The 25,713-nt window shown below is 60.4% G+C and carries 23 protein-coding genes; 9 read left to right on the forward strand and 14 right to left on the reverse strand.

Annotated features, from left to right (window positions below; all coding sequences use genetic code 11):
* Window positions 1-116 precede the first annotated feature (116 nt).
* Window positions 117-437, forward strand: a complete 321-nt coding sequence (locus KGB18_RS22640; protein ID WP_123720524.1) for a hypothetical protein — start codon at window positions 117-119, stop codon at window positions 435-437.
* Between the two features lie 106 nt (window positions 438-543).
* On the forward strand, window positions 544-1,305 hold the full coding sequence (locus KGB18_RS22645) for a YdcF family protein (protein ID WP_123720523.1): 762 nt from the start codon (window positions 544-546) through the stop codon (window positions 1,303-1,305).
* A 37-nt stretch (window positions 1,306-1,342) separates the two neighbouring features.
* Here KGB18_RS22645 and lnt read toward each other — a convergent pair whose 3' ends face one another.
* From lnt to miaB, 5 genes are all read right to left on the reverse strand, one after another.
* Window positions 1,343-2,866 carry an apolipoprotein N-acyltransferase gene (gene lnt / locus KGB18_RS22650; protein ID WP_201062076.1) on the reverse strand — a complete coding sequence of 508 codons (1,524 nt, stop codon included), beginning with the start codon at window positions 2,864-2,866 and terminating at the stop codon, window positions 1,343-1,345.
* A gap of 14 nt (window positions 2,867-2,880) precedes the next feature.
* Window positions 2,881-3,720, reverse strand: a complete 840-nt coding sequence (locus KGB18_RS22655; protein WP_007894419.1) for an HlyC/CorC family transporter — start codon at window positions 3,718-3,720, stop codon at window positions 2,881-2,883.
* Between the two features lie 5 nt (window positions 3,721-3,725).
* A complete protein-coding gene (ybeY, locus tag KGB18_RS22660) occupies window positions 3,726-4,220 on the reverse strand; it encodes an rRNA maturation RNase YbeY (protein WP_201062077.1) in 495 nt (164 codons plus the stop codon).
* Entirely contained in the window at window positions 4,213-5,229 is a 1,017-nt protein-coding gene (locus KGB18_RS22665; protein WP_201087469.1) for a PhoH family protein, read from the reverse strand. Before KGB18_RS22665 ends, ybeY begins: the two co-directional genes overlap by 8 nt.
* A gap of 225 nt (window positions 5,230-5,454) precedes the next feature.
* On the reverse strand, window positions 5,455-6,783 hold the full coding sequence (miaB, locus tag KGB18_RS22670) for a tRNA (N6-isopentenyl adenosine(37)-C2)-methylthiotransferase MiaB (RefSeq protein ID WP_038983596.1): 1,329 nt from the start codon (window positions 6,781-6,783) through the stop codon (window positions 5,455-5,457).
* A gap of 134 nt (window positions 6,784-6,917) precedes the next feature.
* Between miaB and KGB18_RS22675 the strand changes: the two genes are divergently transcribed.
* On the forward strand, window positions 6,918-7,247 hold the full coding sequence (locus tag KGB18_RS22675) for a DUF1820 family protein (RefSeq protein WP_007894425.1): 330 nt from the start codon (window positions 6,918-6,920) through the stop codon (window positions 7,245-7,247).
* A 193-nt stretch (window positions 7,248-7,440) separates the two neighbouring features.
* On the opposite strand, the gene KGB18_RS22680 is transcribed toward KGB18_RS22675, so the two are convergent.
* From KGB18_RS22680 to KGB18_RS22695, 4 genes are all read right to left on the reverse strand, one after another.
* Window positions 7,441-7,995: a tetratricopeptide repeat protein gene (locus KGB18_RS22680; protein WP_008070087.1), complete on the reverse strand. Its 555-nt coding sequence runs from the start codon at window positions 7,993-7,995 to the stop codon at window positions 7,441-7,443.
* A 224-nt stretch (window positions 7,996-8,219) separates the two neighbouring features.
* The gene (hemL, locus tag KGB18_RS22685; RefSeq protein ID WP_052967419.1) at window positions 8,220-9,503 is read right to left on the reverse strand and encodes a glutamate-1-semialdehyde 2,1-aminomutase; all 1,284 of its coding nucleotides are present in this window, start codon (window positions 9,501-9,503) and stop codon (window positions 8,220-8,222) included.
* 18 nt (window positions 9,504-9,521) lie between these two features.
* Window positions 9,522-10,145, reverse strand: a complete 624-nt coding sequence (thiE, locus tag KGB18_RS22690) for a thiamine phosphate synthase (RefSeq protein WP_008070084.1) — start codon at window positions 10,143-10,145, stop codon at window positions 9,522-9,524.
* 32 nt (window positions 10,146-10,177) lie between these two features.
* Window positions 10,178-10,975, reverse strand: a complete 798-nt coding sequence (locus KGB18_RS22695; protein WP_019581334.1) for a hydroxymethylpyrimidine/phosphomethylpyrimidine kinase — start codon at window positions 10,973-10,975, stop codon at window positions 10,178-10,180.
* Window positions 10,976-11,401: 426 nt separating this feature from the next.
* Between KGB18_RS22695 and KGB18_RS22700 the strand changes: the two genes are divergently transcribed.
* From KGB18_RS22700 to KGB18_RS22715, 4 genes are all read left to right on the forward strand, one after another.
* On the forward strand, window positions 11,402-13,756 hold the full coding sequence (locus tag KGB18_RS22700) for a hybrid sensor histidine kinase/response regulator (RefSeq protein WP_223570497.1): 2,355 nt from the start codon (window positions 11,402-11,404) through the stop codon (window positions 13,754-13,756).
* A 95-nt stretch (window positions 13,757-13,851) separates the two neighbouring features.
* Window positions 13,852-15,501: an acyl-CoA dehydrogenase family protein gene (locus KGB18_RS22705; RefSeq protein WP_223570498.1), complete on the forward strand. Its 1,650-nt coding sequence runs from the start codon at window positions 13,852-13,854 to the stop codon at window positions 15,499-15,501.
* 129 nt (window positions 15,502-15,630) lie between these two features.
* Window positions 15,631-17,130 (forward strand): AMP nucleosidase, encoded by a 1,500-nt coding sequence (amn, locus tag KGB18_RS22710; protein WP_161794734.1) that lies wholly within the window; start codon window positions 15,631-15,633, stop codon window positions 17,128-17,130.
* Window positions 17,131-17,201: 71 nt separating this feature from the next.
* A complete protein-coding gene (locus KGB18_RS22715) occupies window positions 17,202-17,837 on the forward strand; it encodes a pseudouridine synthase (RefSeq protein WP_123720516.1) in 636 nt (211 codons plus the stop codon).
* Here the strand turns inward: KGB18_RS22715 and KGB18_RS22720 are convergent.
* Together KGB18_RS22720 and KGB18_RS22725 are read right to left on the reverse strand one after the other, a co-directional pair.
* Window positions 17,832-18,041 (reverse strand): DUF2788 domain-containing protein, encoded by a 210-nt coding sequence (locus tag KGB18_RS22720; protein WP_007894445.1) that lies wholly within the window; start codon window positions 18,039-18,041, stop codon window positions 17,832-17,834. The two genes, KGB18_RS22715 and KGB18_RS22720, sit on opposite strands and share 6 nt — an antisense overlap.
* A 248-nt stretch (window positions 18,042-18,289) precedes the next feature.
* Window positions 18,290-18,769 (reverse strand): Lrp/AsnC family transcriptional regulator, encoded by a 480-nt coding sequence (locus KGB18_RS22725; RefSeq protein WP_007894448.1) that lies wholly within the window; start codon window positions 18,767-18,769, stop codon window positions 18,290-18,292.
* A 437-nt stretch (window positions 18,770-19,206) separates the two neighbouring features.
* Between KGB18_RS22725 and KGB18_RS22730 the strand changes: the two genes are divergently transcribed.
* Window positions 19,207-20,250 (forward strand): DUF6515 family protein, encoded by a 1,044-nt coding sequence (locus KGB18_RS22730; protein WP_123720515.1) that lies wholly within the window; start codon window positions 19,207-19,209, stop codon window positions 20,248-20,250.
* Here the strand turns inward: KGB18_RS22730 and KGB18_RS22735 are convergent.
* Both KGB18_RS22735 and KGB18_RS22740 read right to left on the reverse strand, forming a co-directional pair.
* Complete coding sequence (locus KGB18_RS22735; protein WP_123720514.1) at window positions 20,244-21,140, reverse strand: cation diffusion facilitator family transporter; 897 nt, start codon at window positions 21,138-21,140, stop codon at window positions 20,244-20,246. The two genes, KGB18_RS22730 and KGB18_RS22735, sit on opposite strands and share 7 nt — an antisense overlap.
* 41 nt (window positions 21,141-21,181) lie before the next feature.
* On the reverse strand, window positions 21,182-21,601 hold the full coding sequence (locus KGB18_RS22740) for a polyribonucleotide nucleotidyltransferase (protein ID WP_123720513.1): 420 nt from the start codon (window positions 21,599-21,601) through the stop codon (window positions 21,182-21,184).
* A 361-nt stretch (window positions 21,602-21,962) separates the two neighbouring features.
* On the opposite strand from KGB18_RS22740, the gene hrpB reads away from it, so the two are divergent.
* The gene (gene hrpB, locus KGB18_RS22745) at window positions 21,963-24,482 is read left to right on the forward strand and encodes an ATP-dependent helicase HrpB (RefSeq protein ID WP_223570499.1); all 2,520 of its coding nucleotides are present in this window, start codon (window positions 21,963-21,965) and stop codon (window positions 24,480-24,482) included.
* 98 nt (window positions 24,483-24,580) lie between these two features.
* Here hrpB and KGB18_RS22750 read toward each other — a convergent pair whose 3' ends face one another.
* Window positions 24,581-25,663, reverse strand: coding sequence for an endonuclease/exonuclease/phosphatase family protein (locus KGB18_RS22750; protein WP_201062082.1), 1,083 nt, complete (start codon window positions 25,661-25,663; stop codon window positions 24,581-24,583).
* Window positions 25,664-25,713 lie beyond the last annotated feature (50 nt).

Raw genomic sequence — 25,713 nt, forward strand, 5'->3', positions numbered from 1 at the left:
CGCAAGGACGCGGCCAATGACCGCTCCGAGGGCCGTTGGTCGCGGCACTCAGCCGGTTTTTTCAGCGAGGCTAAGCTCTAAAAGGGGAGTGAGTCTTATCTTCAATGAGGTGATGGATGGTTGAGTCACAGCAAAAAGCTACAAAACCGGAGCTGTACGAAAGACTGATAGACCGTCTCGCAATGGCCCTGGATGTGGCCAAAACCGCCGGTCGGCTTCGCGATGAGCGTCCCCTGGAGCTGGAGCTGCGTGGTTTGAGCCCCGCAGAGTTTGAACTGGTCAAGGCCTATCTGGACCGTAGTGAGCGTGAGTCGCACGGATGCTTGTCAGCAGCAATGAAGCAACTCGAGGCACCACGTTCGGCCAAGATCATCTGGCTCAAGGATAAGGCACCCGGCAAAGGCGCGGTAAAGGTCCGGTCTTTGCAATTCAAGTAAGGGCACTTGAATCCGTGGGATATGCTTTTTTGAAGCAAAGTCCTTACACATTTGTTGTCGCGTTGCGTCAATCCACTTAGGCTTCGGGCATCTATGGAGATGCCCGATGCCTTTTCGTTATTTCATTAAACAACTTCTACTGCCGCCCGGCATTTTATTGCTGCTGCTGATACTTGCCTGGTGGTGGCGCCGCTCAAGGCCGAGGCTGGCGGGGTTGTGTTTCATCTTGGGCGTGGGCGGCTTCTGGTTGATGAGCCTGCCGGTGGTGGTGGAGTGGAGTGCCAAGGCCCTGGAGCGCGAGCCGCCGCTGGCGCGCGAAGAATGGGCAACCCTGGGCCAGCGCGCTGATGCGATCGTGTTGCTGGGTTCAGGGCGTGAGCGTGGCGACCCGGCCTGGGGTGTTGACCAGCCGACGGGTGTAGGCCTGGAGCGCGAACGCTATGCCGCGCGCTTGGCCAAGGCGTCCGGCTTGCCGATTCTGACCAGTGGCGGCCTGCACTACGGCACACCACCGACCGAAGCGAAGCTGATGGCGGACTCATTGCTCGATGATTTTGGCGTGACAGTGCGCTGGCAGGAAGGGGACAGCCGCACGACCTGGGAAAATGCGCAATTCAGTGCCCAGGTGTTGTTGCCGGAGGGGATCAAACGGGTGGTGGTCGTGACTCAAGCCTGGCACATGCCGCGAGCGGTCTGGAGTTTCCAGCAGTCCGGATTTGAGGTGGTTCCCGCGCCAGTGGGGTTTTTAGGCGTGGACAATGCCCGGCCGCTGGGCGGCTGGATGCCGGAATTCAAATCGATCTGGCAGAGTGGGCAGTTGATGAATGAGGCGGTGGGGCAGATAGGGTATTCGTTGTTTTATCGCTGATCTGTGGCGAGGGGGTAAGCCCCCTCGCCACAGAAGGTCAGACGGTCTTCGCCATCCGGTTGGCCACCAGCGCCCAACCAAATAACAACACGCAAACGATGATCAACGGCCACGAACGCCATTGCAGGTACGGCGTCAGGTTGTGCATCGGCACCACTTCGCCATACAGAATGCCTTGTTCGAACTGCGGGATCTGCGCAGTGATCTGGCCAAACGGGTTGATCAGGCCGGTCACGCCGTTGTTGGTAGCGCGGATCATCCAGCGGCCGGCTTCAAGTGCGCGCATCTGCGCCATCTGCAAATGTTGCAGAGGGCCGATCGAGGTGCCGAACCAGGTGTCATTGCTGATAGTCAGCAGCAAATCGCTGCGGGCGGCGAGGCCTGCGGCGAATTCCGGGTAGACCACTTCGTAGCAGATGAACGGCGCAATCTGATAACCCTTGGCTTGCAGCAGTGCTTGATCGGCCGGCCCACGGGCAAAGTCGGACATCGGCAGGTCGAAGAAGGCGATCAGGCCGCGCAAGACTTCCTGCAATGGAACGTATTCACCGAATGGCACCAGTTTCTGCTTCAGGTAAGTGCCATCGCCTTCACCGACAACGGTAATGCCGTTGAAGAAGCGCTTCTCGTGATGGACTTCCTGGCGAATCGGCACGCCGGTAATCAGCGCCGATTTACGCTCGGCGGCGAAACTTCCCATCATGTTCAGGTAGCCCTCGGCGGACTCCTTGAGCACAGGGACCGCCGTTTCCGGCCAGATCAGCAGGTCGACGCGTTTGGAGCTGAAGCTCATGTCGCGGTACAGCGCCAGCTGCGCATTGAGCTGCGACGGGTCCCACTTCATGCTTTGTTCAATGTTGCCCTGAAGCGCCGCGACGCTCAGTGGTGCGCCCGCCGGGCTGGTCCAGGCATGTTCCTTGAGCGCCATGCCGGCCACCCATGGGCCAGCCAGCAGCAACACGCCGACAGCGATGAAGCCTTTGCGGCCAGTGCGCACCAGCCGCATAGCGTTGTAGATCAGTGCAGCCGTCAGGGCCAGGGTGAAGGAGATCAGCCACATTCCGCCGACCGGCGCGAGCCCGGCCAGTGGGCCATCGAGCTGGCTATAGCCGGAATAGAGCCACGGGAAGCCGGTAAGGAACCAGCCGCGAAAGGCTTCCTGACCCACCCACAACGCCGCAAATGCCAAGGCATCGGCCAGCGGCGCCTCGTTACGGCGCAACCAGCGCGCCCAAATCCAGGCGGGCAGGGCGAAGAACCAGGCAATTGCGGCGGTGAAGAGCAGCATCAAGAACCCGGCCAGCAGCACCGAAGCGCCGCCGAAGTTGTGAATGCTGTAGTAGATCCAGCTGGTGCCTGCGGCAAACAGGCCGAAACCGAAACACCAGCCACGGCCCAGAGCCTGGCGGGGGCTCAGTTCACGCAAACCGGCGTAAAAGAAACCGACCGCCAGCAATGCCAGCGGCCAGATATCGAACGGCGCCAGGGCCAGAGTGGTGAGTGCACCGGCCGCCACGGCCAGCAGGTTACCGGGCCAGCCGGGGCGGGTCATACGACGCATTTCAATCCTTAGAATTACCGGGCGATAGGTGTCAGACGCAGCAAGTGAATCCGACGGCTGTCGGCGTTCAGGATGCGGAAGCGATAGGCGCCGATTTCAGTGATTTCGTTGCGTTTTGGCAGGTGCCCGAATGCGCTCATCACCAAGCCACCGACGGTGTCGAATTCATCGTCGGAGAATTCGCTGTCGAAGAACTCGTTGAAGTTATCGATTGGCGTCAGGGCCTTGATCAGGAAGTCACCGCTGGGCAGTGGCTTGATGTAGCTGTCTTCTTCGACGTCGTGCTCGTCTTCGATGTCGCCGACGATCTGTTCCAGCACGTCTTCGATGGTCACCAGACCGGCCACGCCGCCGTATTCGTCAATGACGATGGCCATGTGGTTATGGTTGGCGCGAAACTCGCGCAGCAGCACATTCAGGCGCTTGGACTCGGGTACGAACGTGGCCGGGCGCAGCAGATCCTTGATGTTGAAGCTGTCGCCGTTTTCCTTGAGGATCAACGGCAGCAAGTCCTTGGCCAGCAACACGCCCATCACGTCATCGTGGCTTTCGCCGATCACCGGGTAGCGGGAGTGGGCCGAGTCGACCACGGCCGGCAGGAACTCGCGAGGTGTCTGGGTCGCCTTGATGCTGATCATCTGCGAGCGAGGGACCATGATGTCCCGCACCTGCAGGTCCGCAACCTGGATGGCGCCTTCGACGATGGCCAGCGCTTCGCTGTCCAGCAACTTGTTTTGATGTGCGTCGCGCAGCAGCTCCAGCAGCTCCTGGCGGTTCTTCGGCTCGTGGGCAAAAGCCTGGGTGAGCTTACCCAGCCATGACTTCTGCCCGTTGCTCGATCGATCTTCGCTCATAGCGATTACTCTGAATCCTTTGTTGTTACGATTGGGGATATGTCTGTTTCGTCGTCCGCATAAGGGTCCGGATGACCCAACTCTGCAAGCAACGTTCGTTCCAGTGCTTCCATTTCTTCGGCTTCGTCATCATCTATATGGTCGTAACCAAGCAGATGCAAGCAGCCGTGAATGACCAGATGCGCCCAGTGGGCCGTTAATTCCTTGCCTTGTTCCGCCGCTTCGCGCTCGACCACTGCTACGCAGATCACCAGATCGCCAAGCAAGGGAATGTCGAGAAACTCATCGGGGACATCGGCCGGAAACGACAAAACGTTGGTGGCGTAGTCTTTCTGACGCCAGGTGAAGTTCAGTTCACGGGCTTCCTCCTCGTCGACCAAACGGATGGTCATTTCGGAGTCGGCAGTACGCTGGCGCAGGGCCAGTTCGCACCATTGACGGAATTCGGCTTCGCTTGGGGCAGACGCTTCGGTAGCCAGTTGCAGATCAAGCTCAAGCATCGGGGCGAGTGTCCTTGGGAGAGAACTTCGCCGGTTCGTCGGCTGTGCGATTTTCGAAGCGCTCGTAGGCTTCGACAATTCGCTGCACCAGCGGATGGCGCACCACGTCCTTGGGCATGAAGTGGGTGAAGCTGATGCCCGGTACGTCTTTCAACACCTCGATCACATGATGCAGCCCGGACTTGGTGCCTTTCGGCAGGTCGACCTGGGTGATGTCACCAGTGATGACGGCGGTGGAGCCGAAGCCGATCCGGGTCAGGAACATTTTCATCTGCTCGACGGTGGTGTTCTGGCTTTCGTCGAGGATGATGAAGCTGTTGTTCAGCGTACGACCGCGCATGTAGGCCAGCGGCGCGACTTCGATCACTTGACGCTCGATCAGCTTGGCGACGTATTCGAAACCGAGCATTTCGTAGAGTGCGTCATAGAGCGGGCGCAGGTACGGGTCGATTTTCTGGGACAGGTCGCCGGGCAGGAAGCCGAGCTTTTCGCCCGCTTCAACCGCCGGACGGACCAGCAGAATGCGGCGAATTTGCTCGCGCTCCAGCGCGTCTACCGCGCAGGCAACGGCCAGATAAGTCTTGCCGGTACCGGCCGGGCCGATGCCGAAGTTGATGTCGTTACCGAGGATTTCCTTCACATAGCGCACCTGATTCAAGCCGCGAGGGCGAATCATGCCTTTCTTGGTGCGCAAGGCGACGGACGGTTCGGCGGGGGAGTGGTTGTCCAGTTCCTCGACAGCCGATTCCTGCAGGAACAGGTGAACCATGTCCGGCGACAGCTCGGTACCTTTGGTTTCCCGGTACAGGCGGCGCAGCAGGTTTTCCGCGGAGGTGGTGTGCTTGGGCTCGCCGATCAGTTCGAACTGGTTTCCGCGGTTGCGGATCTCGATAGCGAGGCGCTGTTCGATCAAGCGCAGATGCTCGTCGAATTGCCCGCACAGATTGGCGAAGCGGCGAGCTTCAAAAGGCTCGAGGATAAAACGATGTGGTTCTATGGGTGCGTTCAAGGTCGTATTTAGCCGCCCAGGGGCAATTATGATGAATCAAGGATAGCGCCAGTCGCCTGGGTGCGAAAGCTCTTAAATAAGATGCCGGTTGGCGCTTGATCTGTGGCGAGGGGGCTTGCCCCCGTTCGGCTGCGAAGCAGTCGCGAAATATTCGGGATCGCTTCGCAATACAACGGGGGCAAGCCCCCTCGCCACAATAGCCCGGCTCCCACAGGTGACGAGGTGTTATTGGATCAGCGAGCCCCGCAGCGAGTGCGGTTGCGCGGCATCGATGTGCACGTCGGCGAACTGGCCGATCAGGGTCGGATTGTCGCAGCGGAAGTTGACGATACGGTTATTCTCGGTCCGGCCTTGCAATTCACCGGGGTCTTTTTTCGAATAATCGGTTACCAGAATCCGCTGAATGGAGCCCACCATTTGTCGGCTGATCTCGAAACCTTGCTGGTTCAGGCGATGTTGCAGGGCATTCAGGCGTTCTTTTTTCAGTTCTTCCGGTGTTTCGTCAGCCAGATCGGCGGCCGGCGTGCCCGGGCGCTGGCTATAAACGAACGAGTAGGAGAAGTCGAAACCGACGTCTTCGATCAGCTTCATGGTCTGTTCGAAGTCTTTCTCGGTCTCGCCCGGGAAGCCCACGATAAAGTCAGAGCTGATGCAGATCCCCGGCACGGCGGCCCGCAACTTGCGCAGTTTGGATTTGTACTCCAGCGCGGTGTGGTTGCGCTTCATCGCCGCGAGGATCCGGTCGGAACCCGATTGCACCGGCAAATGCAGGTGTTTCACCAGTTCCGGTACGTCGGCGTGGGCCTGGATCAGACTGTCGGAGAATTCCAGCGGGTGCGAAGTGGTGTAGCGAATCCGGTCGATGCCATCGACAGCCGCCACCACCCGGATCAGTTCCGCCAGATCGGCCAGGCGACCATCGTGAGTGGTGCCTCGGTAACCGTTGACGTTCTGTCCCAGCAAGGTCACTTCACGCACGCCGTTTTCGGCCAAGTGAATGATCTCGGCAATCACGTCGTCGAACGGTCGGCTGACTTCTTCACCGCGCGTATAAGGCACCACGCAGAAGGTGCAGTACTTGCTGCAGCCTTCCATCACCGACACGTAGGCACTCGGACCGTCGATGCGCGGCTCGGGCAAGTGGTCGAATTTTTCGATTTCCGGGAACGAGACGTCGACTTGCGGCAGTTTGGTCAGGCGCGCGGCGTCGATCATTTCCGGCAGGCGGTGCAGGGTCTGCGGGCCGAATACCACGTCCACGTACGGCGCGCGATCACGGATGGCAGCACCTTCCTGGCTGGCCACGCAACCGCCGACGGCGATGACCATGTCCGGGTTAGCCAGCTTCAATTCGCGCCAGCGGCCCAGCTGGGAATACACCCGGTCCTGGGCGCGTTCGCGGATCGAGCAGGTGTTGAGCAGGATCACGTCGGCGTCTTCAGCACGAGCGGTGACTTCCAGGGCCTGATGTTCACCCAGCAGATCGACCATGCGCGAGCTGTCGTACTCGTTCATCTGGCAACCGTGGGTTTCGATGTAAAGCTTCTTGGCCATGGACAGAGTCATCACGTGATTCAAAGAACCGCGCATTATAGGGAACATGCACCAAGGTTCCTACCGTTGCGCGTCCGGCGGCTATGCTATAGTTCGCGCCCTCATTTTTATCCCCGATGTGTTACCCGCCCACCATGACCAAACGTGAAGCTCCAATCTACAAGGTGATTTTCCTCAATCAGGGCCAGGTGTACGAAATGTATGCCAAGCAGATCTATCAAAGTGATCTGTGGGGCTTCCTGGAAGTGGAAGAGTTCGTCTTTGGCGAGCGCACGCAAGTGGTCGTCGATCCGAGCGAAGAGAAGCTCAAGGCTCAGTTCGAAGGCGTTGTGCGCAGTTTTGTGCCGATGCATTCGATCGTGCGCATCGACGAGGTCGAGCGCCTAGGCACCCCGAAAATCAGCGAAGCCCGCGGTGCGGTCGGCAATGTCATGCCGTTTCCGATGCCGATGCCTGAGAAGTAAGCCACGGATTGAGTGGCCGGGCTTGTTGTGGCTAGTGGTGCTTGTTGTGGCGAGGGAGCTTGCTCCCGTTGGGCTGCGAAGCGGCCCTGAAATCAGCCTCCGCTACCTTCCAGACAGACCGCGTGTGCTGATTTTACGACTGCTACGCAGCCGAGCGGGAGCAAGCTCCCTCGCCACAGGGGCCAGCGTCAATTCAAGGCAGTGGCGAAAACGGCGTACGCCCATCGGCGCTCTGCAATTCCATCAGGTATTTACGGAAAATTTGCCCCAGCACCTGGGTAGCGACTTCCAGATCTTCGCGGGGCATTTTCTCGGCGACTTCGTCGGCGGTGTCCAGCGCCTCTTCGGCACCGTTGACCGCGGCCATTTTCAGCACGATATACGCCTGAACGTTATTGGCCGGTACGCCTTCGCCGTGGAAGAACATGGTGCCGAGTTTGAATTGCGCCTGGGCGTGGCCTTGCAGCGAGGCTTTTTCGAAGTAGCTCAGGGCTTGATTGAGGTCGCGCGGCGCGTTTTTGCCGTCGTAGTAGAACTCACCCAACTCGTATTGCGCTTGCGCATCCCCTTCATCCGACGCTTTCTGACAGGCGGCGAGCGCTTGCGTCAGGTCTTGTGGCTGAGTATTGAGGGTGCAACGACCCATCGCCGGGATCAACAACGAGTTGCCGCCTGCTTGTGCGAGCGCGAGCAGGGGCTGAAGGAGCAACAGGCAGCCCAGTGCAAGGGTGCGGCCGGTGCGGTTCATGGGAATCGACTTACCTCTGAGGGGCGCGCGGACCCGTCGAGGGATCCAATAAGCGCGCATTATGAAATAAGCGGGGCCAACCTTACAAAGTCTTTACTCGTTTTTCTGCTGCGCGGGGAATATATCGCCCACTTTGCGGAGAATTATTGGCAGATGAGTAGGAAAAAGGACGCGAATGTAGGTGAAAGCTGACGCTGGCAATCGCCAACGTCAGCGTCGCAGCTTTATTTCAGTGCGGCGAATGCACGCTCGGCGGCGTCCAGTGTCAGCTTTAACTCGGTTTCGCCGTGGGCGATCGAGGTGAAACCGGCTTCGAAGGCGCTTGGCGCCAGGTACACGCCGCCTTCGAGCATCAGGTGGAAGAAACGCCCGAACAGACCGGCATCGCTGGCCATCACATCTTCAAAGGTCACGATGTCGTCGGCACCGCTGAAGTACAGGCCGAACATGCCGCCGGCCTGAGTGGTCACGAACGGAATACCGGCGGCGTCGGCGCGCTGCTGCAGGCCATCGAGCAGACGGCTGGTGTAGTCGCTCAGCTCGGCGTGGAACCCAGGACGACTGATCAGGCGCAGAGTGGTCAGGCCAGCCGCCATCGCCAGAGGGTTACCCGACAATGTGCCAGCCTGGTAGACCGGCCCCAGTGGGGCGATTTGCTCCATGATCTTGCGTTTGCCGCCGAAGCAGCCAACCGGCATGCCGCCACCGATGATCTTGCCGAAGGTGCTCAGGTCCGGCGTGACGCCGTAATGAGCTTGGGCACCGCCGAGGGCAACGCGGAAACCGGTCATCACTTCGTCGAAAATCAGCACCACGCCGTGCTTGTCGCACAGGGTCCGCAGGCCTTCGAGGAAGCCCGGTGCCGGCGGTACGCAGTTCATATTGCCCGCCACTGGCTCGACAATGATGCAGGCCACGTCCTGGCCGACTTCGGCGAGCATGGTTTCTACCGCGTCGATGTCGTTGAACGGCAGGGTCAGGGTGTGTTTGGCGAACGCCGCCGGTACACCGGCCGAACTCGGCACGCCTTGGGTCAGGGCGCCGGAACCGGCCTTGACCAGCAGGCTGTCGGAGTGACCGTGGTAGCAACCTTCGAATTTGATGATGCTGTCACGGCCGGTGAAACCACGGGCCAGGCGGATGGCACTCATCGTCGCTTCGGTGCCGGAGCTGACCATGCGCACCATTTCCATCGACGGCACGATCGAGCAGACCAGATCGGCCATTTCGGTTTCCATCGCGGTCGGGGCGCCGTAGGACAGGCCGTGTTCCAACTGTTTGCGCACCGCGTCCAGCACGTCCGGGTGGCTGTGGCCGAGAATCATCGGCCCCCAGGAACCGACGTAGTCCACATAACGCTTGTCGTCTTCGTCGGTGACGTAGGCGCCTTCGGCGTGTTTGAAGAACAGCGGCGTGCCGCCAACACTCTTGAACGCACGAACAGGCGAGTTCACGCCTCCGGGAATGTGTTTCTGGGCATTGGCAAACAGGGTTTCGGAACGAGACATGATCGGGCTCTCAGAAAATCAGGATTTGAACAATTCATTAAAGGCGCGGGCGCGGCGCGTTACTTCAGCCGTGCTCTCGGCGCCAAACAGACCATGCACCACCGCCAGCAAGTCGACCCCGTGGGCAACCAGTGGCGCAGCGTTGTCCAGAGTGATGCCGCCAATCGCACAGATCGGCAGGTGCAGTTTGCTGCGGGCCTGATCAAGCAGTTCGAGGCTGCAGGCCGGTGCGCCGGGCTTGGTGTTGGAGTTGAAGAAGCGGCCGAAGGCGACATAACTGGCGCCTTCTTTGGCGGCTTGTTCGGCGAGTTCGAGTTGCGCGTGGCAGGTCGAACCGATGATCGCCTGACGACCGAGCAATGCCCGAACCGGCATCAACGGGCCATCGGTCTGGCCCAGGTGCACGCCGACGTTCAGGCGCGCAGCCAGTTCGGCGTCGTCGTTGATGATCAGATGGGTCTTGTAGCGTTCGCACAGATCGCGCAGGGCTTCGGCCTCACGCAGGCGGCGGGCCTCGTCGCTGCTCTTGTCGCGGTATTGCAGCAGGGTGACGCCGCCTTCAAGCGCCGCCTCCACGTACGAAAGAAATTTCCCGGCCAGTAACTGGCTGTCGGTAATGGCGTACAGGCCACGTAGTTTCATCGGACAAGCCTCACCGCAATACTAATAAAAAGTTACGAACAGAAGTCCAGTGGCAAGCGGCGCGGCACGAACTGGCCTTTGCCCAGCTGCTCCGCATCACGCAAGGTGCGCCAAGTGTAGTCAAGCGCGCTCTGTACGGCACTGGCGAGGTGTTCACCCTGGGCCAGGCGACCGGCGAGGGCGCTGGCCAGCGTGCAACCGGAACCGTGATAGCTGCCGGGCAAGCGCTGGCAGGTAAAGGTTTCGCGGCGACCGTCGCGGCTGTACAGGCGATTGTGTATCTCGTGTTCGTCGCCATGACCGCCGGTGATCAGCAGGTGTTTGACGAACGGCAGGAGTTTTTCAGCGCACTCGTCTGCGGTGCCTTCGGGCAGTTCGGCGAGGATGCGGGCTTCGGGAAGGTTGGGGGTGGCAATGATCGACAGCGGCAACAGGCGTTCGCGCATGGCGTAGCCGACTTCGTCCTTGCCCAGTCGTCCGCCGCCGCCAGCACGCAGCACCGGGTCGCAGACCACCGGCAAATGCGGGTGCGCTGAAAGCAGTTCGACCACGGTGTCGACCATTTCCAGGGAACCGAGCATGCCCAGTTTGACGGCGGCGACTTCTGAGTCGTTGAGCACGGCGTTGGCCTGGGCCAACACCCACTCGCGATCGAGAACGCGGAAGTCAGTGACGTTGACGGTGTCTTGCACGGTCAGGGCGGTGACGGCCGGAGCCGCATGACAACCCTGAGCGAGCAGGGCTTCGATATCTGCCTGCAAGCCGGCGCCACCACTAGGGTCGTGGCCGGAGAGACAGAGGACAACGGGGCGAGAGCTGTAGATATTCATGGTGCGCGAGCTTACCACCAAACATGTTTTTTCGGGTGTTGTGGCAGCCATCGCGGCCGATACATTGTGGTTGGGGGCTTGCCCCCGTTTGGCTGCGAAGCGGTCGTAAACCGGCCGATGCGGTGTTCCAGGCAGAAGGCAAAGGGGGCGCTTCGCACCCCAACGGGGGCAAGCCCCCTCGCCACAAGGAATCGCTATGCACTGAGGCATTGTCACAACCTGACCAAGCCAACAGCTCTAACTCAATGTATAGAGCTGGAACGCTTGTTCTAGAGCCTTTGTAGGAAAAATTTCAATGGTGTTCAATGGCCATCAACGGCTATGCTAGAGTGGATCCAAACCAATAACAGGTATACCGGTTTTACGTCTACTCAAAAGGAATGGGGGGCTTCCTGACAGAACCGGACAGGCCACGCTGGGGCTTAAATGCGCTATTTGCTGATGTTGCTGTTGTGCTTGCCCCTCCTGGCGAGCGCCGTCGAATTCGACGAGTTCACCCAGAGCCTTCCCCTGGGCCGAACGATGCAGGTTTATGAAGACGCGGGCGGTCAGGCGACCATCGCCGATGTCCGTGCGCAAGCGGCGGCCGGGCAGTTCAAACCCCACGATAAAGCTACGCTCAACGCCGGTTATTCGCGTTCGGTCTTCTGGCTGAAAATCGACCTGCAGTACCGCCCGACCAACCCGTCGGCACAACAGACCTGGTTGCTGGAGTTGGCCTATCCGCCCCTCGATCACCTTGATCTCTACTTGCCCGATGCTGTCGGTGACTATCAATTGGTCCGACAGACTGGCGATGCATTGCCGTTTGCCACTCGCGAGATCCGTCAGAACAACTATCTGTTCGATCTGAACTTCGCGCCTGGGCAGGCGCAAACCGTGTACCTGCGCCTGCAAAGCGAAGGGTCGGTTCAGGCGCCCGTCACCTTGTGGTCGAGCACCGCTTACCTCGAACAGCAGCCGGTCCGGCTCTATGTGCTAGGGCTGATTTACGGTGTGTTGCTGGGGATGCTGGTCTACAACCTGTTCATCTATCTCAGCGTGCGCGACACCAGCTACCTCTATTACATCGTTTATATCGCCTCGTTCGGCTTGTATCAGCTGTCGGTGAATGGCGCGGCCGTGGAGTATTTCTGGCCGAACAATCCGTGGTGGGCCAACGCCGCGACGCCGTTCTTCATTGGCTGTTCAGGATTGTTCGGCAGCCAGTTCGCCCGCAGCTTCTTGCAGACGGCCACCCACAGTCGCTGGCTCGACCGCTTGCTGCTGGCGTTGATTGCGTTCAGTGCGCTGGTGGTCGGGTTGTCATTGATGACCAGTTACGCCCTGGCCCTGCGTCTGGCGACGCTGCTGGCGTTGGTCTTCACCGTGGTGATTTTCGCCGCCGGGATTTTCGCCTGGTGGCGTGGCCTGCGGGTCGCACGGTATTTCATCATTGCCTGGTCGGCGTTCCTGCTCGGTGGCATCGTCAACACCCTGATGGTGTTGGGTTACTTGCCCAACGTATTCCTGACCATGTACGCCAGCCAGATCGGCTCGGCGATCGAAGTGGCGCTGCTGTCCCTGGCCTTGGCCGATCGCATCAACGCCATGCGCGAGCAACAGGCGCAGACGCTGTTCGATGCCGGCCAGAAGCTCGAAGTGCTGAACCAGCAACTGGCTCACAGTAACAAGCTCAAGGACGAATTCCTCGCCACCCTGACCCACGAACTGCGCACACCCATGAACGGTGTGATTGGTTCATTGGAGCTGATGCAGACCGTCGAGATGAACCCTGAGCTGGAGCAATATCAGCAAACGGCTGCCGGTTCGGCGCGGGACATGATGCGCATGGTCAATGGCATCCTCACACTGACCGAATTACAGGCCGGCAAGCTCAAGGTCTACCCGGACACATTCAGTTTGCGCGGTGTGGTCGAGGCCTTGCGCCTGCAGTTCGATGGCAATGCATCGAGCAAGTCGCTGGACTTCAAGGTCGAGGTTGCACCGGGGCTGCCGGATCGCTTGCACGGCGACAGCGGCAAGCTGACGCAATGCCTGGAATGCCTGCTGGATAACGCGATCAAATTCACCCGGATCGGCGGATTGGCGCTGCGGGTGACGGGCAAACCTGTGGCGCCCGATCGGCTGGCGCTGTCCTTTGCGGTGATCGACACCGGCATTGGTTTTACCGATTTGGACGAGGCAACGCTGTATCAACGCTTCTTCCAGCTCGACGGCTCGATGACCCGTGAATACGGTGGTTTGGGCGTTGGCCTGGCCATTTGTCGGCAACTGGTCGAATTGCTCGGCGGGCGCCTGAGCCACCGCTCGGAACCGGGACGCGGCAGTCGCTTCCAGCTGGACGTCGAATTCGAGCTGCCGATGGAATCTACGCCTTCGATTATCCGGCAAACCTCCCACCTGCGTTTGCCCCAGGACTGCACGGTGTTGCTGGTCGACGACAACAGCATCAATCAATTGGTGATGCGTGGCATGTTGCTCAAGCTTGGGTTCCGCGTGCGCACCGCCGACAGTGGCATCGCTGCGCTTGATCACTTGCAGCGTGAAACCGTTGATGCGGTGCTGCTCGATTGTCAGCTGCCGCCACTGGATGGCGCCTCGATCTGCAGCCGGATCCGCGCCTTGCCGGGTTGCGCCGAATTACCCGTGTTCATGATTGCCCTGAGTGCGGACCGGGCCTATTGCCCGAGCGACACCTTGGTCGACTATCTGAGCAAACCGGTGAAATTCGCGGATCTGCAGGCGGCGCTTTATCGGCGGGTGCTCTGTCCGGGGTAAGGCGAAAGTGCCGACAGTTAGGCAGATATGCCACTTTGTTCAACCTCGGGGCGGTGCTTAACTGAAGTCCCTTGGCTGACCAAAGGAGCCCCGTCATGAACCTGCATCAGTTCGCCGAAACCCACGAAGTCACCAACCAGCCTCCATCGCTGGACGGCACCAACCTCTATCGCATCGACCTGCCTTTGCAGGAGTGGTCGCGGCGTTTCGATGCCGGTTGGGCCGAGTCGCGGATCGACGCTTACGGCGCATTGGCCGGCGGGCCGCTGATGGACGCGGGGTTTGCGGCCAATCAGAACAAACCGGTGTTCGTCAGCCATGACCGCTACGGCCATCGCGTCGACCTGGTGGAATTTCACCCGGCCTACCACGAGTTGATGCGCACGGCGGTGGAGCATGGCCTGACAGGCTTGCCCTGGACCGATCCGCAACCGGGCGCCCACGTTGCCCGCGCGTCCATGACCTATTTGCACAGTCAGGCTGAAGCCGGCAGCGGTTGCCCGCTGACCATGACCTTCGCCAGCGTCCCGGCGATGCGCCTGCAACCGGATCTGGCCGAACAATGGTTGCCGAAAATCCTCGCCACCGAATACGACTCACGCAATGTCGGCATGGCCCACAAGGTCGGGGTCACCATCGGCATGGCCATGACCGAGAAACAGGGCGGCACCGATGTGCGGGCCAACACCACCAAGGCGTATCCGGTCGGCGCCAGTGGTCCCGGTCAGGCGTATGAACTGGTGGGTCACAAGTGGTTCTGCTCGGCGCCGATGTGCGACGCCTTTCTGACCTTGGCCCAGACCGACAAAGGCTTGACCTGTTTCCTGCTGCCGCGTCATCGCCCGGACGACACACGCAATCAGTTCTACATCCAGCGGCTGAAGAACAAACTCGGCAACTGGTCCAATGCCTCCAGCGAGGTGGAATTCCGTGGGGCCCTGGCCTGGATGGTCGGCGAAGAGGGGCGGGGTGTTCCGACCATCATCGAAATGGTCGCTATGACCCGCTTCGATTGCATGGTCGGCTCCAGCGCGCTGATGCGCCAGGCGTTGACCCAGGCCAGCCATCACTGCGCCCACCGCAAGGTTGGTGGCAAGTTGCTGAGCGAGCAACCCTTGATGCAAAACGTACTGGCCGACCTGGCCCTGGAAAGCGAAGCGGCGTTGGCCTTGAGTTTGCGCATGGGGCGGGCGCTGGATCATCTGGATGACGAGCACGAAGCGAAATTCGCCCGACTGGTGACAGCGGTGGGCAAGTACTGGATCTGCAAGCGCGCGCCCGCGATGATCAATGAGGCTGCCGAATGCATGGGCGGCGCCGGTTATGTCGAAGAAAGCATCCTGCCGCGTTTGTATCGTGAGGCACCGGTCAATTCGACGTGGGAAGGTTCCGGCAACGTGCAATGCCTCGACGTATTGCGCGCATTGTCGAAAGAGCCGGGCGTGCTTGATGTGCTGTTCAGCGAGTTGGGCGACGGTCATGGCGACAAACGCCTGGCCGCGCACATCAGCCAATTGCAGGCCGCGTTCAAGGACACCGCTGATATTCAATACCGCGCCCGCCAGCTTACCGAAGACATCGCCTTGGGGCTTCAGGCCAAGCTGTTGCTGGAGGCGGGGAATGCGGCGGTCAGTGATGCCTTCATTGCCAGTCGCCTCGGTTCGGCCGGTCGGGTGTATGGAACGTTGCCGCGCGGGCTGGATGTGGAAGCGATTGTGGCCCGGTCGACCCCGCAAGGTTTCTGACAACAATTTGATCAACATCACTGAAACCTGTGGGAGCGGGCTTGCCCGCTCCCACAGGGTTTATCTGTGTCTCAGAATTGATGTGCAGCCAACACGCCACTGTTCCCGTGAAGCGACGATGCAGGCAAGATGAAGGTCTGCAAGTCAGAACACAGGAAGCTGATCGTGACCGAAGCGTTTATTGTCGTTCAAACCGCCGAGCAAGCCGTGGATCGGCTTGCTGCCTTGCACGAGCGTGCAACCACCGCGCTGAATCAGGCGCTCAAGCGTTATCTCAAGGATCGTGTCGAGCCGGACGCAGAGCAGCGTGCTCTGTTTCGTTATCCCGAGTTGCGTCTGACCTACCTTTGCCAGGGCGAAGTCCCACAGACCACTCGCGCCTATGCCAAGGTTCAACTGCCGGGAACCTACAGCGTTACCGTCACCCATCCCCGCGCTTTCCGCAAATACCTGCTGGAACAACTTGTCCCGTTGATGCACGACTTCACCGTGACCGTGGAAGTCGGCGTCAGTCAGCAGAACATTCCGTATCCGTATGTGGTTGAGCAGGGCGATGAACTGGCCGGCTCCGGTGTCACGGCGGCGGTGCTGGCGCGAGTGTTCCCGAGTACGGATTTGTCGGCCGCGACCGATGGCATTGCCGATGGCTTGTACGATTGGGAAAACACCGACCCGCTGCCGCTGGCCCTGTTCGACGCCGCGCGGGTGGATTTCTCCCTGCGCCGACTGGTGCATTACACCGGCAGCGACTGGCGCCATGTGCAGCCGTGGATTCTGCTGACCAACTACCACCGCTACGTCGACCAGTTCATTGTTCATGGCCTGGAGCAACTGCGCAACGATCCGCGTTTTGTGCGCATGGTGTTGCCGGGCAACGTGATCATCGAAAAGGGCATGGACCATGGCGAAGCGTCGGCGATTGCCGCGGGCGTGGTCTGGCATCGTTACCAGATGCCGGCCTATCACCTGATCGCCAGCGACGGCCATGGCGTGACTCTTGTGAACATCGGCGTCGGCCCGTCCAACGCCAAGAACATCACCGACCACCTGGCGGTACTGCGTCCGCATTGCTGGCTGATGATTGGTCACTGTGGCGGCTTGCGTCAGTCGCAGACCATTGGCGACTACGTGCTGGCCCACGCCTACATGCGCCGCGACGGGATTCTTGACCGGGTTGTGCCGCCGAACATTCCGATTCCGGCCTTGGCCGAAGTGCAGATGGCGTTGCAGCAAGCGGCGGCCAACATCACCGGTGAGAAGGGCGACGAGCTGAAGAAGCGCCTGCGTACCGGCACCGTGTTGACCTACGACGACCGTAACTGGGAACTGCGCTGGGCACAGGAGCGTCCGCTGATCAACCTGTCCCGCGCCGTGGCGGTGGACATGGAAAGCGGCACCATCGCCGCGCAGGGTTACCGCTTGCGGGTGCCATACGGCACGTTGCTCTGCGTATCGGATAAACCGTTGCATAGCGAAATCAAACTGCCGGGTTCGGCCAACGCCTTCTATGAACGCGCGGTCAGCCAGCACTTGAAGATCGGCATTGAAGCGGTGGATCTGTTGCGCACCGAGCTCAACTCGCTGCACTCGCGCAAACTGCGCAGCTTCGACGAGCCGCCGTTCCGCTGATTGTTCTCATGGTCATTTGATGGTTGGGGCACTAGCATTAGCAGCCCTGACCGTTAGATGTTCCTTTTCCCATGTCTCGTCCACAACGTCCCGTCTCTCGCCGCCCTGGCGCGAACAACCCGCAATCAGCCCCGCGCCGTGTCGCCAAAGCGCCGCCGGCCGAGCCGAAGCTGATTCTGTTCAACAAACCTTTCGATGTGCTGACGCAATTCAGCGACGGCGAAGGGCGGGCGACGCTCAAGGATTTCATCGAGATTCCGGGGATTTACCCGGCAGGACGGCTGGACCGCGATAGCGAAGGCTTGCTGTTGCTGACCAATGACGGTCAGCTTCAGGCGCGAATTGCCGACCCGAAACACAAATTGGCCAAGACTTACTGGGTACAAGTGGAAGGTGAGCCAACCGCTGAGCAGTTGCAGCGCTTGCGCGATGGCGTCGAGCTGAACGACGGCATGACGTTGCCGGCCGAAGCGCGACAGCTGGATGAGCCTGAGCTGTGGCCACGTAACCCGCCAGTGCGCTTTCGTAAAAGCGTGCCGACCAGTTGGCTGGAGCTGGTGATTCGCGAAGGCCGCAACCGTCAGGTACGGCGCATGACCGCGGCGGTCGGCTTGCCGACGTTGCGCCTGGTGCGGGTCAGGATCGGTGACTGGTCGATCGAAGGGCTCGATCAGGGCCAGTGGAAGGAAGTGCCAGCGCGCTTATAGAGTGCCGGATTCGATCAGGCCGATCACCACGCTTTTGATCACGAATGCGGCCACACCCAGCCCCAGTACGAAGAACAGAATGAACGAGCCGAAGCGCCCGGCCTTGGATTTTTTCGCCAGATCCCAGACGATGAAACCCATGAAAATGATCAGAATGCTGACCAGTCCAGTCATCATCCACTCTTCGAGTACTGCAGGATCCATTGAACATCTCCAGCGTGGGTGGGGCTAAAAGGCGCTGGAGTATACGCCATGGGGGATTGGCGGAGCATTGACCTGCGGCAGTGTGCCGCACTGTGGCGAGGGGGCTTGCCCCCGTTGGGTTGCGCAGCAGCCCCAAAACCAGCCAATGAGTTGTACCTGACACGCCGCGTTCTCTGATTTTACGACCGCTGCGCGGCCGAACGGGGCGATGCGGCGTTCCGACAAGCCCCCTCGACACAAAGGCATTCTCAGCTGCGCAAATGAGTCAGCGGCAACTCGGTGCTGTTGAGCACCTGATTCAACACAAAACTCGATCGCACACTCGTCACCCCTTCAATCCGGGTCAGATGCCCTAGCAGCAGTTTCTGATAGTGATCCATGTCCGGCACCACTACCTTGAGCTGATAATCCGCATCCATCCCCGTCACCAGGCTGCATTCCAGCACCTGCGGCAAGGTGCGAATGGCGGCTTCGAAGTTCTCGAAACGCTCGGGAGTATGGCGGTCCATGCCGATCAGAACATAGGCTGTCAGGCTCAGGCCAAGCATCTTGCGGTCCAGCAAGGCGACCTGGCGGGTGATGTAACCGTCGTCTTCCAGTTGCTTGACCCGCCGCGAGCAAGGCGAAGGCGACAGGCCGATGCGTTCGGCCAACTCCTGATTGGAGATGCGCGCGTCGCGCTGTAATTCCGCCAAAATGCTCAAGTCGTATCGGTCGAGTTTGCTCATCAATCTGGCCTTTGTCATAACTATTGCGGCGGATTATCTATCCTGAGTTAAAAATTGCGCAAGTGATGTTTATTTGAGCAATCTTCGCAATCCTCTGTCGTCGCTCCGGGCCTATTCTTATCACCAGAATCACTGCTCGGACAAACAGTCCAATGCGGCTCGCCCAATCAGGCCAGCTGCGGTCGCCACCCCCACCGGGGATGTGTCGGCCCCCGAGCTACACACTGTCCAGAAGACGGCGTGAGGTGAGCCGACGTCATAAGCGTCGAGCACGGACGAAGTTCTCAAAGGGAGGCCGACGGGTCTCCCTTTTTTATTGCCCGGAATTTGGCAGCGAACCCTCAATAAATAAATTGTGTGACTGATAACCTGTTGCAGAACCGGCCTGTGCTTTTCCCAGTCTTATGTACAGGCCCTAACCCGCAGTGAGGAAAAGCATGAAGTCGCGCATCTGGCGTTTGACCGGTGTTGGTTTGCTGTGTGTGAGTGTCAGTGCGCAATCGCTGGCCGATGAGCCGCAATATCGTGGTCCCGATAGCGGGGAGCGTGGGGCGGATCATCAGGGCAAAGGTCAGGGTCATGACGGTAACAATCAGCCTCGCCAGCAGAGCAACGAAATCATTCGTGGCGATAACAGCCGCAAGTTCGAGCTCCACGACCAGAATCAGGGCGGCGAGCGTCAGAACCGTCCCTCGCACGATCCCAATACTCAGGGTGGCCAGTGGCAGAACCGTGTACAGCACGACTCCAATGTTCAGGAGCGAGCGCCGCAACAACCCGGTAACAATCTGCCGATCCAGGGCCGGCCCGACACCGTGCGCCAGACCCAGGAGCCCCGGCGTGGCTACTATCAGGACGAACCGCGGCGCAACAATGACAACCGGAATTGGCAGACTGGCGGTCAGGGCTCGCGTCATGATGACCGTCGCTGGCCCGGTCGCCCGGATGGGCACGGCAATGGCTGGGGCCCCGGCCCGCAGTATCGTCCGGGGTACGTGATCGATCGCTTCCCGGAGCGCAACTACCGCGTGCCGTATCGTGGCCAGGATTATTTCTATTCCGGCGGTTACTGGTATCGCCCGCAAGGCCCGCGTTATGTGGTGGTTCAACCGCCTCGCGGGATTCGTGTCCGCTACTTGCCCGATTACGCCCGCGAAGTGTGGATCGGCGGGGCACTGTTGTTCCTGGCGGCCGGCGCGTATTACGCCTACCAGGCGAGCACGCAGGAGTACGTCGTGGTCGAACCACCCGTGCAGCCGCAACCGGTGAGCAGTGGTTATGACGTGGTGGCGTATCCGGCCAACGGCCAGTCGCCAGAGGAGGTCAGTCGGGACGGTTACGAGTGTTATCGCTGGGCTGTGGAGCAGAGCGGTTTCGATCCGCGCGCCGTCACCTATCAACCGGATCCGTCGGTGGTGCAAGCCTACCGACAGGCACAGGGCAACTGCCTGAGCAGTCGCGGTTATCAGGTGAGTTACTGAGCCCTGGCGGCGTTCACCACTTCCTGCGGGTCGGCGTGCACCAGCACTTCGGCTCGCGGGTAGGCGGCGTGAATCGCATCGGCGGCTTGATCGCTGATGCCGTGGGCGACTGACAGGGTCAATTCCCCCGGCAATTCCAGATGCAACTGTACGAACCAATGGTTGCCGGAGATCCGTGTGCGCAGATCGTGGGCGCCCAGAACCCCCGGCACGCTGCAGGCCAGTTCAAGCATGTGGCGGCTGACATCCGGTGGCAGTTCTTCATCCATCAGCACTGCAAAACTTTCCCGGGCGATGTGAATGGCGCTCCAGAGGATGTAAGCGGCGATCCCCAGGCCGAACCAAGGGTCGACTTGAGGCCAGCCAAAGCCGGCCAGCACCAGGGCCACCAGGATGCTTCCGTTGAGCAGCAGGTCCGAGCGGTAATGCAAAGAGTCGGCGCGCACGGCGTTGGAGCCGGTTGCTTTGATCACCCGATGCTGCAATATCAGCAGGGCGATGGTCAGCACGAGGGAAAACACAATGACCCCGATGCTGAGCCACGGCGCACCCACCGGCTCTGGATGTTTCAACCGTTCGATCGCCTGCAAGGTAATCAACACCGCGCTGCCGCCGATGAACAGTGCCTGAGCCATGCCGGCTAATGATTCAGCTTTGCCATGCCCATAACGATGATCGTCGTCGGCCGGGCGCAAGGCATAGTGCACGGCCAACAGGTTGAGCAGCGAAGTGATGCCGTCGAGGGCCGAGTCGGTCAGCCCTGCGAGCATGCTCACCGAACCACTCAGCCACCAGGCGATGGCTTTGGCGACGATCAATATGCACGCCACCGCCACCGAGGCGCGCGTCGCCAACCGTAGCAGGCGGGCGTGTTCGGTACTGGTGGTCATAGGTGCGGCGTTTCCTTTAAGTGTCCCTTCGAACGCATAAATTATGCGGCCGGTTGCAGGCCGAACATGGCCAGTTGCTGGGTGCTGCCCTTGTGCTGGATCAGGCGTGGATCGTCCAGCGGGAAGCTGCGGCCCAACTCAGCTTCGAGAATAGTCTGCAACTTATGGTTATCGACCTTGCCGTCGGCACCGATGGCTTCCTTGAGTTTTTCCGGAGCCACCTGGGCGGTCCGGCCAGGCTCGAAGTAAATGGCGCCCGTAGCGAAGTCCACCGCAAAGGCGATCAGGCCGGGGATGATGTAAAACAGCAGACCCACGGCATCCAGCGCGGCGATGGCCGGGTCGATCTTGCCGTCGATCTGGCCGCGACGATCCGGGTAGAAAATCGAGCCGCAGGCCGTTACCTGGGTCAGCAAGGTCGCGACCAATACACCGCCGATCAAGCGAAAGGGAGCACGCATGTGAAATCTCCTGAGTCATCTGGAAACGAAGGGGCGTCTGTATGAATTAGGACCGCGACAAACACCGAGCAGTTCGCCGTTATACTCGCCGCGGCAGGACGTGCCCACAGTAAATTGCGGCCGCGTCTCACCCCCACCGGGATAGTTGAGTATTGAAGTTGTTTTTTCCAGATCGACCACGCGTGACGGCTAATAAATTTTATAGGGGTTCGGCCCTCCGGGCTGAAGCTGTGGACGCGCCATGCTGCGTTGCGGGACTTGGTAAGGAAACGACCCTTACCGGCGTCCCGCGCCTTGCCTGGCACGCCCACAGCTTCAACGCGACTCGCAATTTACTGTGGGCACGCCCTGGGGAGCCAGCATGATTTCTTTGCCGATTGATGAAGTTTTACCTGCCCTGCGTGAAGCCCTCGCTACACGCCACGAAGCCGTGCTCGAAGCACCGCCCGGCGCCGGTAAAACTACCCGCGTGCCCTTGGCCTTGCTCAATGAGCCGTGGCTGGCCGGGCAGACCATTCTGATGCTCGAACCGCGCCGGTTGGCCGCGCGGGCGGCGGCGGAGCGGTTGGCCAGTGAACTGGGCGAGAAGGTTGGTGAAACCGTTGGCTACCGGATTCGTCTCGACAGCAAAGTCGGCCCCAACACCCGCATCGAAGTGGTCACCGAAGGCATCCTCACCCGGCGCTTGCAGGATGACCCGGCGCTGGAAGGCGTGGGCTTGCTGATTTTCGATGAGTTCCACGAACGCAGTCTCGACGCCGACCTGGCGTTGGCCCTGAGCCTCAATGGTCGGGAGCTGTTTCGTGACGATCAGCCACTGAAAATTCTGTTGATGTCGGCAACCCTGGAAGGCGAACGCCTGGCCGGATTGCTGGACGATGCGCCGATTCTGCGCAGCGAAGGTCGCATGTACCCGGTGGCGATGCGCTGGGGTCGACAGTTTCAACCCGGTGAATTCATCGAGCCAAGGGTGGTGCAGACCATCCTCGACGCGCTGAACGATGAGACCGGTAGCCTGCTGGTGTTCCTGCCGGGGCAGGCGGAAATCCGTCGGGTGCATCAGCAACTCGCCGATGCACTGGGCGATAGCACACAGGTTTTGCTCTGCCCGTTGCATGGTGAATTGGACCTCGCCGCCCAACGCGCCGCGATCGATCCGGCGCCCGCCGGCAAACGCAAAGTGGTGCTGGCCACCAACATCGCCGAGACCAGCCTGACCATCAACGGTGTGCGCGTGGTGATCGATGCCGGGCTGGCGCGAGTGCCGCGTTTCGACCCCGGCAGCGGTATGACTCGCCTGGATACTCAGCGCATTTCCAAAGCGAGTGCCACGCAGCGCGCGGGCCGGGCAGGGCGGTTGGAGCCCGGGGTGTGTTATCGGTTGTGGTCGCAGGATCAGCACGAGCAACTGGCGGCTTACGCCAGTGCGGAAATTCTCTCGGCGGATCTGGCCGGGCTGGCCTTGCAACTGGGGCGTTGGGGCGTGACGCCGAGTCAATTGGTGTGGCTCGATGTTCCTCCGGCAGCGGCTTATGCACAGGCTCAGGATCTGCTTGAACGTTTGGGCGCGCTGGAGGGGGACGCCCTGACTCGGCACGGTCAGGCTATGGCCGAACTGCCGGCGCATCCACGGATCGCTCATTTGCTGTTACGTGGTCAGGCGCTCGGCCTGTCGAACATGGCCTGCGATGTCGCGGCACTGCTCGGTGAACGGGATATTTTGCGTGGCGCTGGCGCGGATCTGCACAGCCGATTGGTGCTGTTGTCCGGCGAAGAACGGGCCGCACGCGGCGCTCAGGGTGGTGTTCAACGGGCCCGGCAACTGGCGCGGCAGTATCGCGGTTACCTGCGGGGCAAAGCGTCGGAACCGGTCGGCGATCCGGATCATCCGCGCTGGCTCGGCGCGTTGCTGGCGTTGGCTTATCCCGACCGAGTCGCCCAACAACGGCGGGCCGGTGGCGCTGAATATCGATTGGCCAACGGTCGTGCGGCGCTGTTTGCTGAAGCGGACAGCTTGATGAAGCAACCGTGGCTGGTGATTGCCGATCTCGGCAGTCGTCAGGGCCAGCGTGAAGAACGGATTTATCTGGCGACGGATTTCGATCCAGCGTTGTTCGATTCAGTGCTGGCCGAGCAGGTGCGTTGCGTCGATCAACTGGATTGGGATGAGCGCGAAGGCGTGCTGCGGGCCGAGCGTCAGCGCAAGGTCGGCGAGTTGATTCTTAGCCGTGAGCCGCTGACCGGGCTCGACGAAAGCGCCCGCAGTCAGGCGCTGGTGAACCTGGTGCGACGCAAAGGTCTGGAGCTGTTGCCGTGGACTCCGGAACTGCGTCAGTGGCAGGCACGAGTTGCGTTATTGCGGCAGTTGGACCTTGGCAGCAAGGGTGAGAGTGAGTGGCCGGATGTCAGTGACACCGCTCTGCTCAAAAGTCTCGAACACTGGTTGATGCCCTATCTGGGCAAAGTCTCGCGGCTCAGTCATTTCGCCAATCTGGACCTGTCGAGCATCGTTCACAACCTGCTGCCCTGGCCGCTGCCGCAACGGCTCGAGGAGCTGGCGCCACATCATTTGAGCGTGCCGTCGGGCTCATCGATTCGTCTGGATTACAGCGAACAGCCGCCGATTCTGGCGGTGCGTTTGCAGGAGCTGTTCGGCCTGGCCGAGACGCCGCGCATTGCCGGTGGCCGGCAAGTGGTGAAACTGCATCTGCTGTCTCCGGCGCGTCGGCCGGTGCAGGTGACTCAGGACCTGGCGAACTTCTGGCGCAGTACGTATGCCGAGGTGAAGAAGGATTTGAAGGGGCGTTATCCGAAGCACTACTGGCCGGATGATCCGCTGGTGGCCGAGGCGACGGCGCGGATCAAGCCTCGTAAAAGCTGAAGATCAAAAGATCGCAGCCTTCGGCAGCTCCTACATTGGAATGCGATCCCTTGTAGGAGCTGCCGAAGGCTGCGATCTTTTTCACTAACGCCACAAATCTAAGGCGCTGCCGGCAACAGAAACCGTGCAATCACTGGTAAGTGATCGGAAATCCGTAACGTATCGTCCTGTCTCACCCGCGCTTCGACCCGTTTGATGTGCGGGCTGTAAAACAGGTAATCGACGGTCCGGTCCGGGCCGTTCAAGCCCGGGTCATTCGGGTAATGGGTCAGCCATTGCGCCCGGTCGATACCGCTGGCTTCGTTGTTGGTGGGGATCATCGGGTATTTGTCCCACAGCACATGCAGCGCACTGTCGGCGGAGTAGGGCGTGCGTTGTTCAGCGGACAGGCGTCGATACTGGCCCAGCGGCAACAGGTTGAAGTCACCACCGATCAGCCACGGCGTGCCGCGGCTTTCATATTTGTCGAGGACCTTGGCCACGGCTGTCACCTGGCTTTGCAAGGTTTCGTCGAGCGCGGTGGTGGCACGGTCCAGATGGGTGTTGAACACGGCCATTTGGCCGCCGTTGCTTAATGGCAGGTGAGTGACCAGCAAGGCGTTTTTCGGCTTGAACAGACGGCTGATGAAATGGGTCGGTGCGACCGGTAATTGCAGGCGTTCGGCGTGTTCGATCTGGTAGCGGCTCAGGGTTGCCAATTGCCGGCCAACGCTGCCGTAGATGTGCGGTTCAGGTACGAAGTCGGCTTTCCAGTCGAAGGCCTGCGTGCTGCACGGATACAGGTCGGTGACTCGATCCTGAAGCAATTTGAACTGGTTCTGGTAGTCACTGGCCTTGGCACCGTCATCGAGCTCCTGCAACAGCACGATGTCCGGTTGCTCGTCGCGAATCACCCGCGCCACTTCGTCGAGGCTGAAGGCCATGTCTTCAGGTGTAGGGCTCTCGTCGTTCCCGGCGGCCAGGTCGTTCCAGAACACGTAGCGCTTGCCTGCCAGATACTGGACGTTCCAGGTCATCACCTTCAGCGCCTGGCCGGGCACCAGCGTCGGCGCCTGGGCGTTGCAACTGACCGGCAGCACTTCCTTGGCCTGGGGGCGCCAGGTCAGGCTGTAGATCAGCAATGCAATCAGGCCAATGGCAATCAGCAGGCCCAGCAGGGTGTAGCGCAGTAGACGGGTCATGGCTCGGCTTATAGCGTTACAAAATTGACCCCGAGCATAACCGAGAGCAG

The sequence above is a fragment of the Pseudomonas sp. BF-R-26 genome (assembly GCF_019947395.1).
GTDB classification, from domain to species: domain Bacteria; phylum Pseudomonadota; class Gammaproteobacteria; order Pseudomonadales; family Pseudomonadaceae; genus Aquipseudomonas; species Aquipseudomonas farris.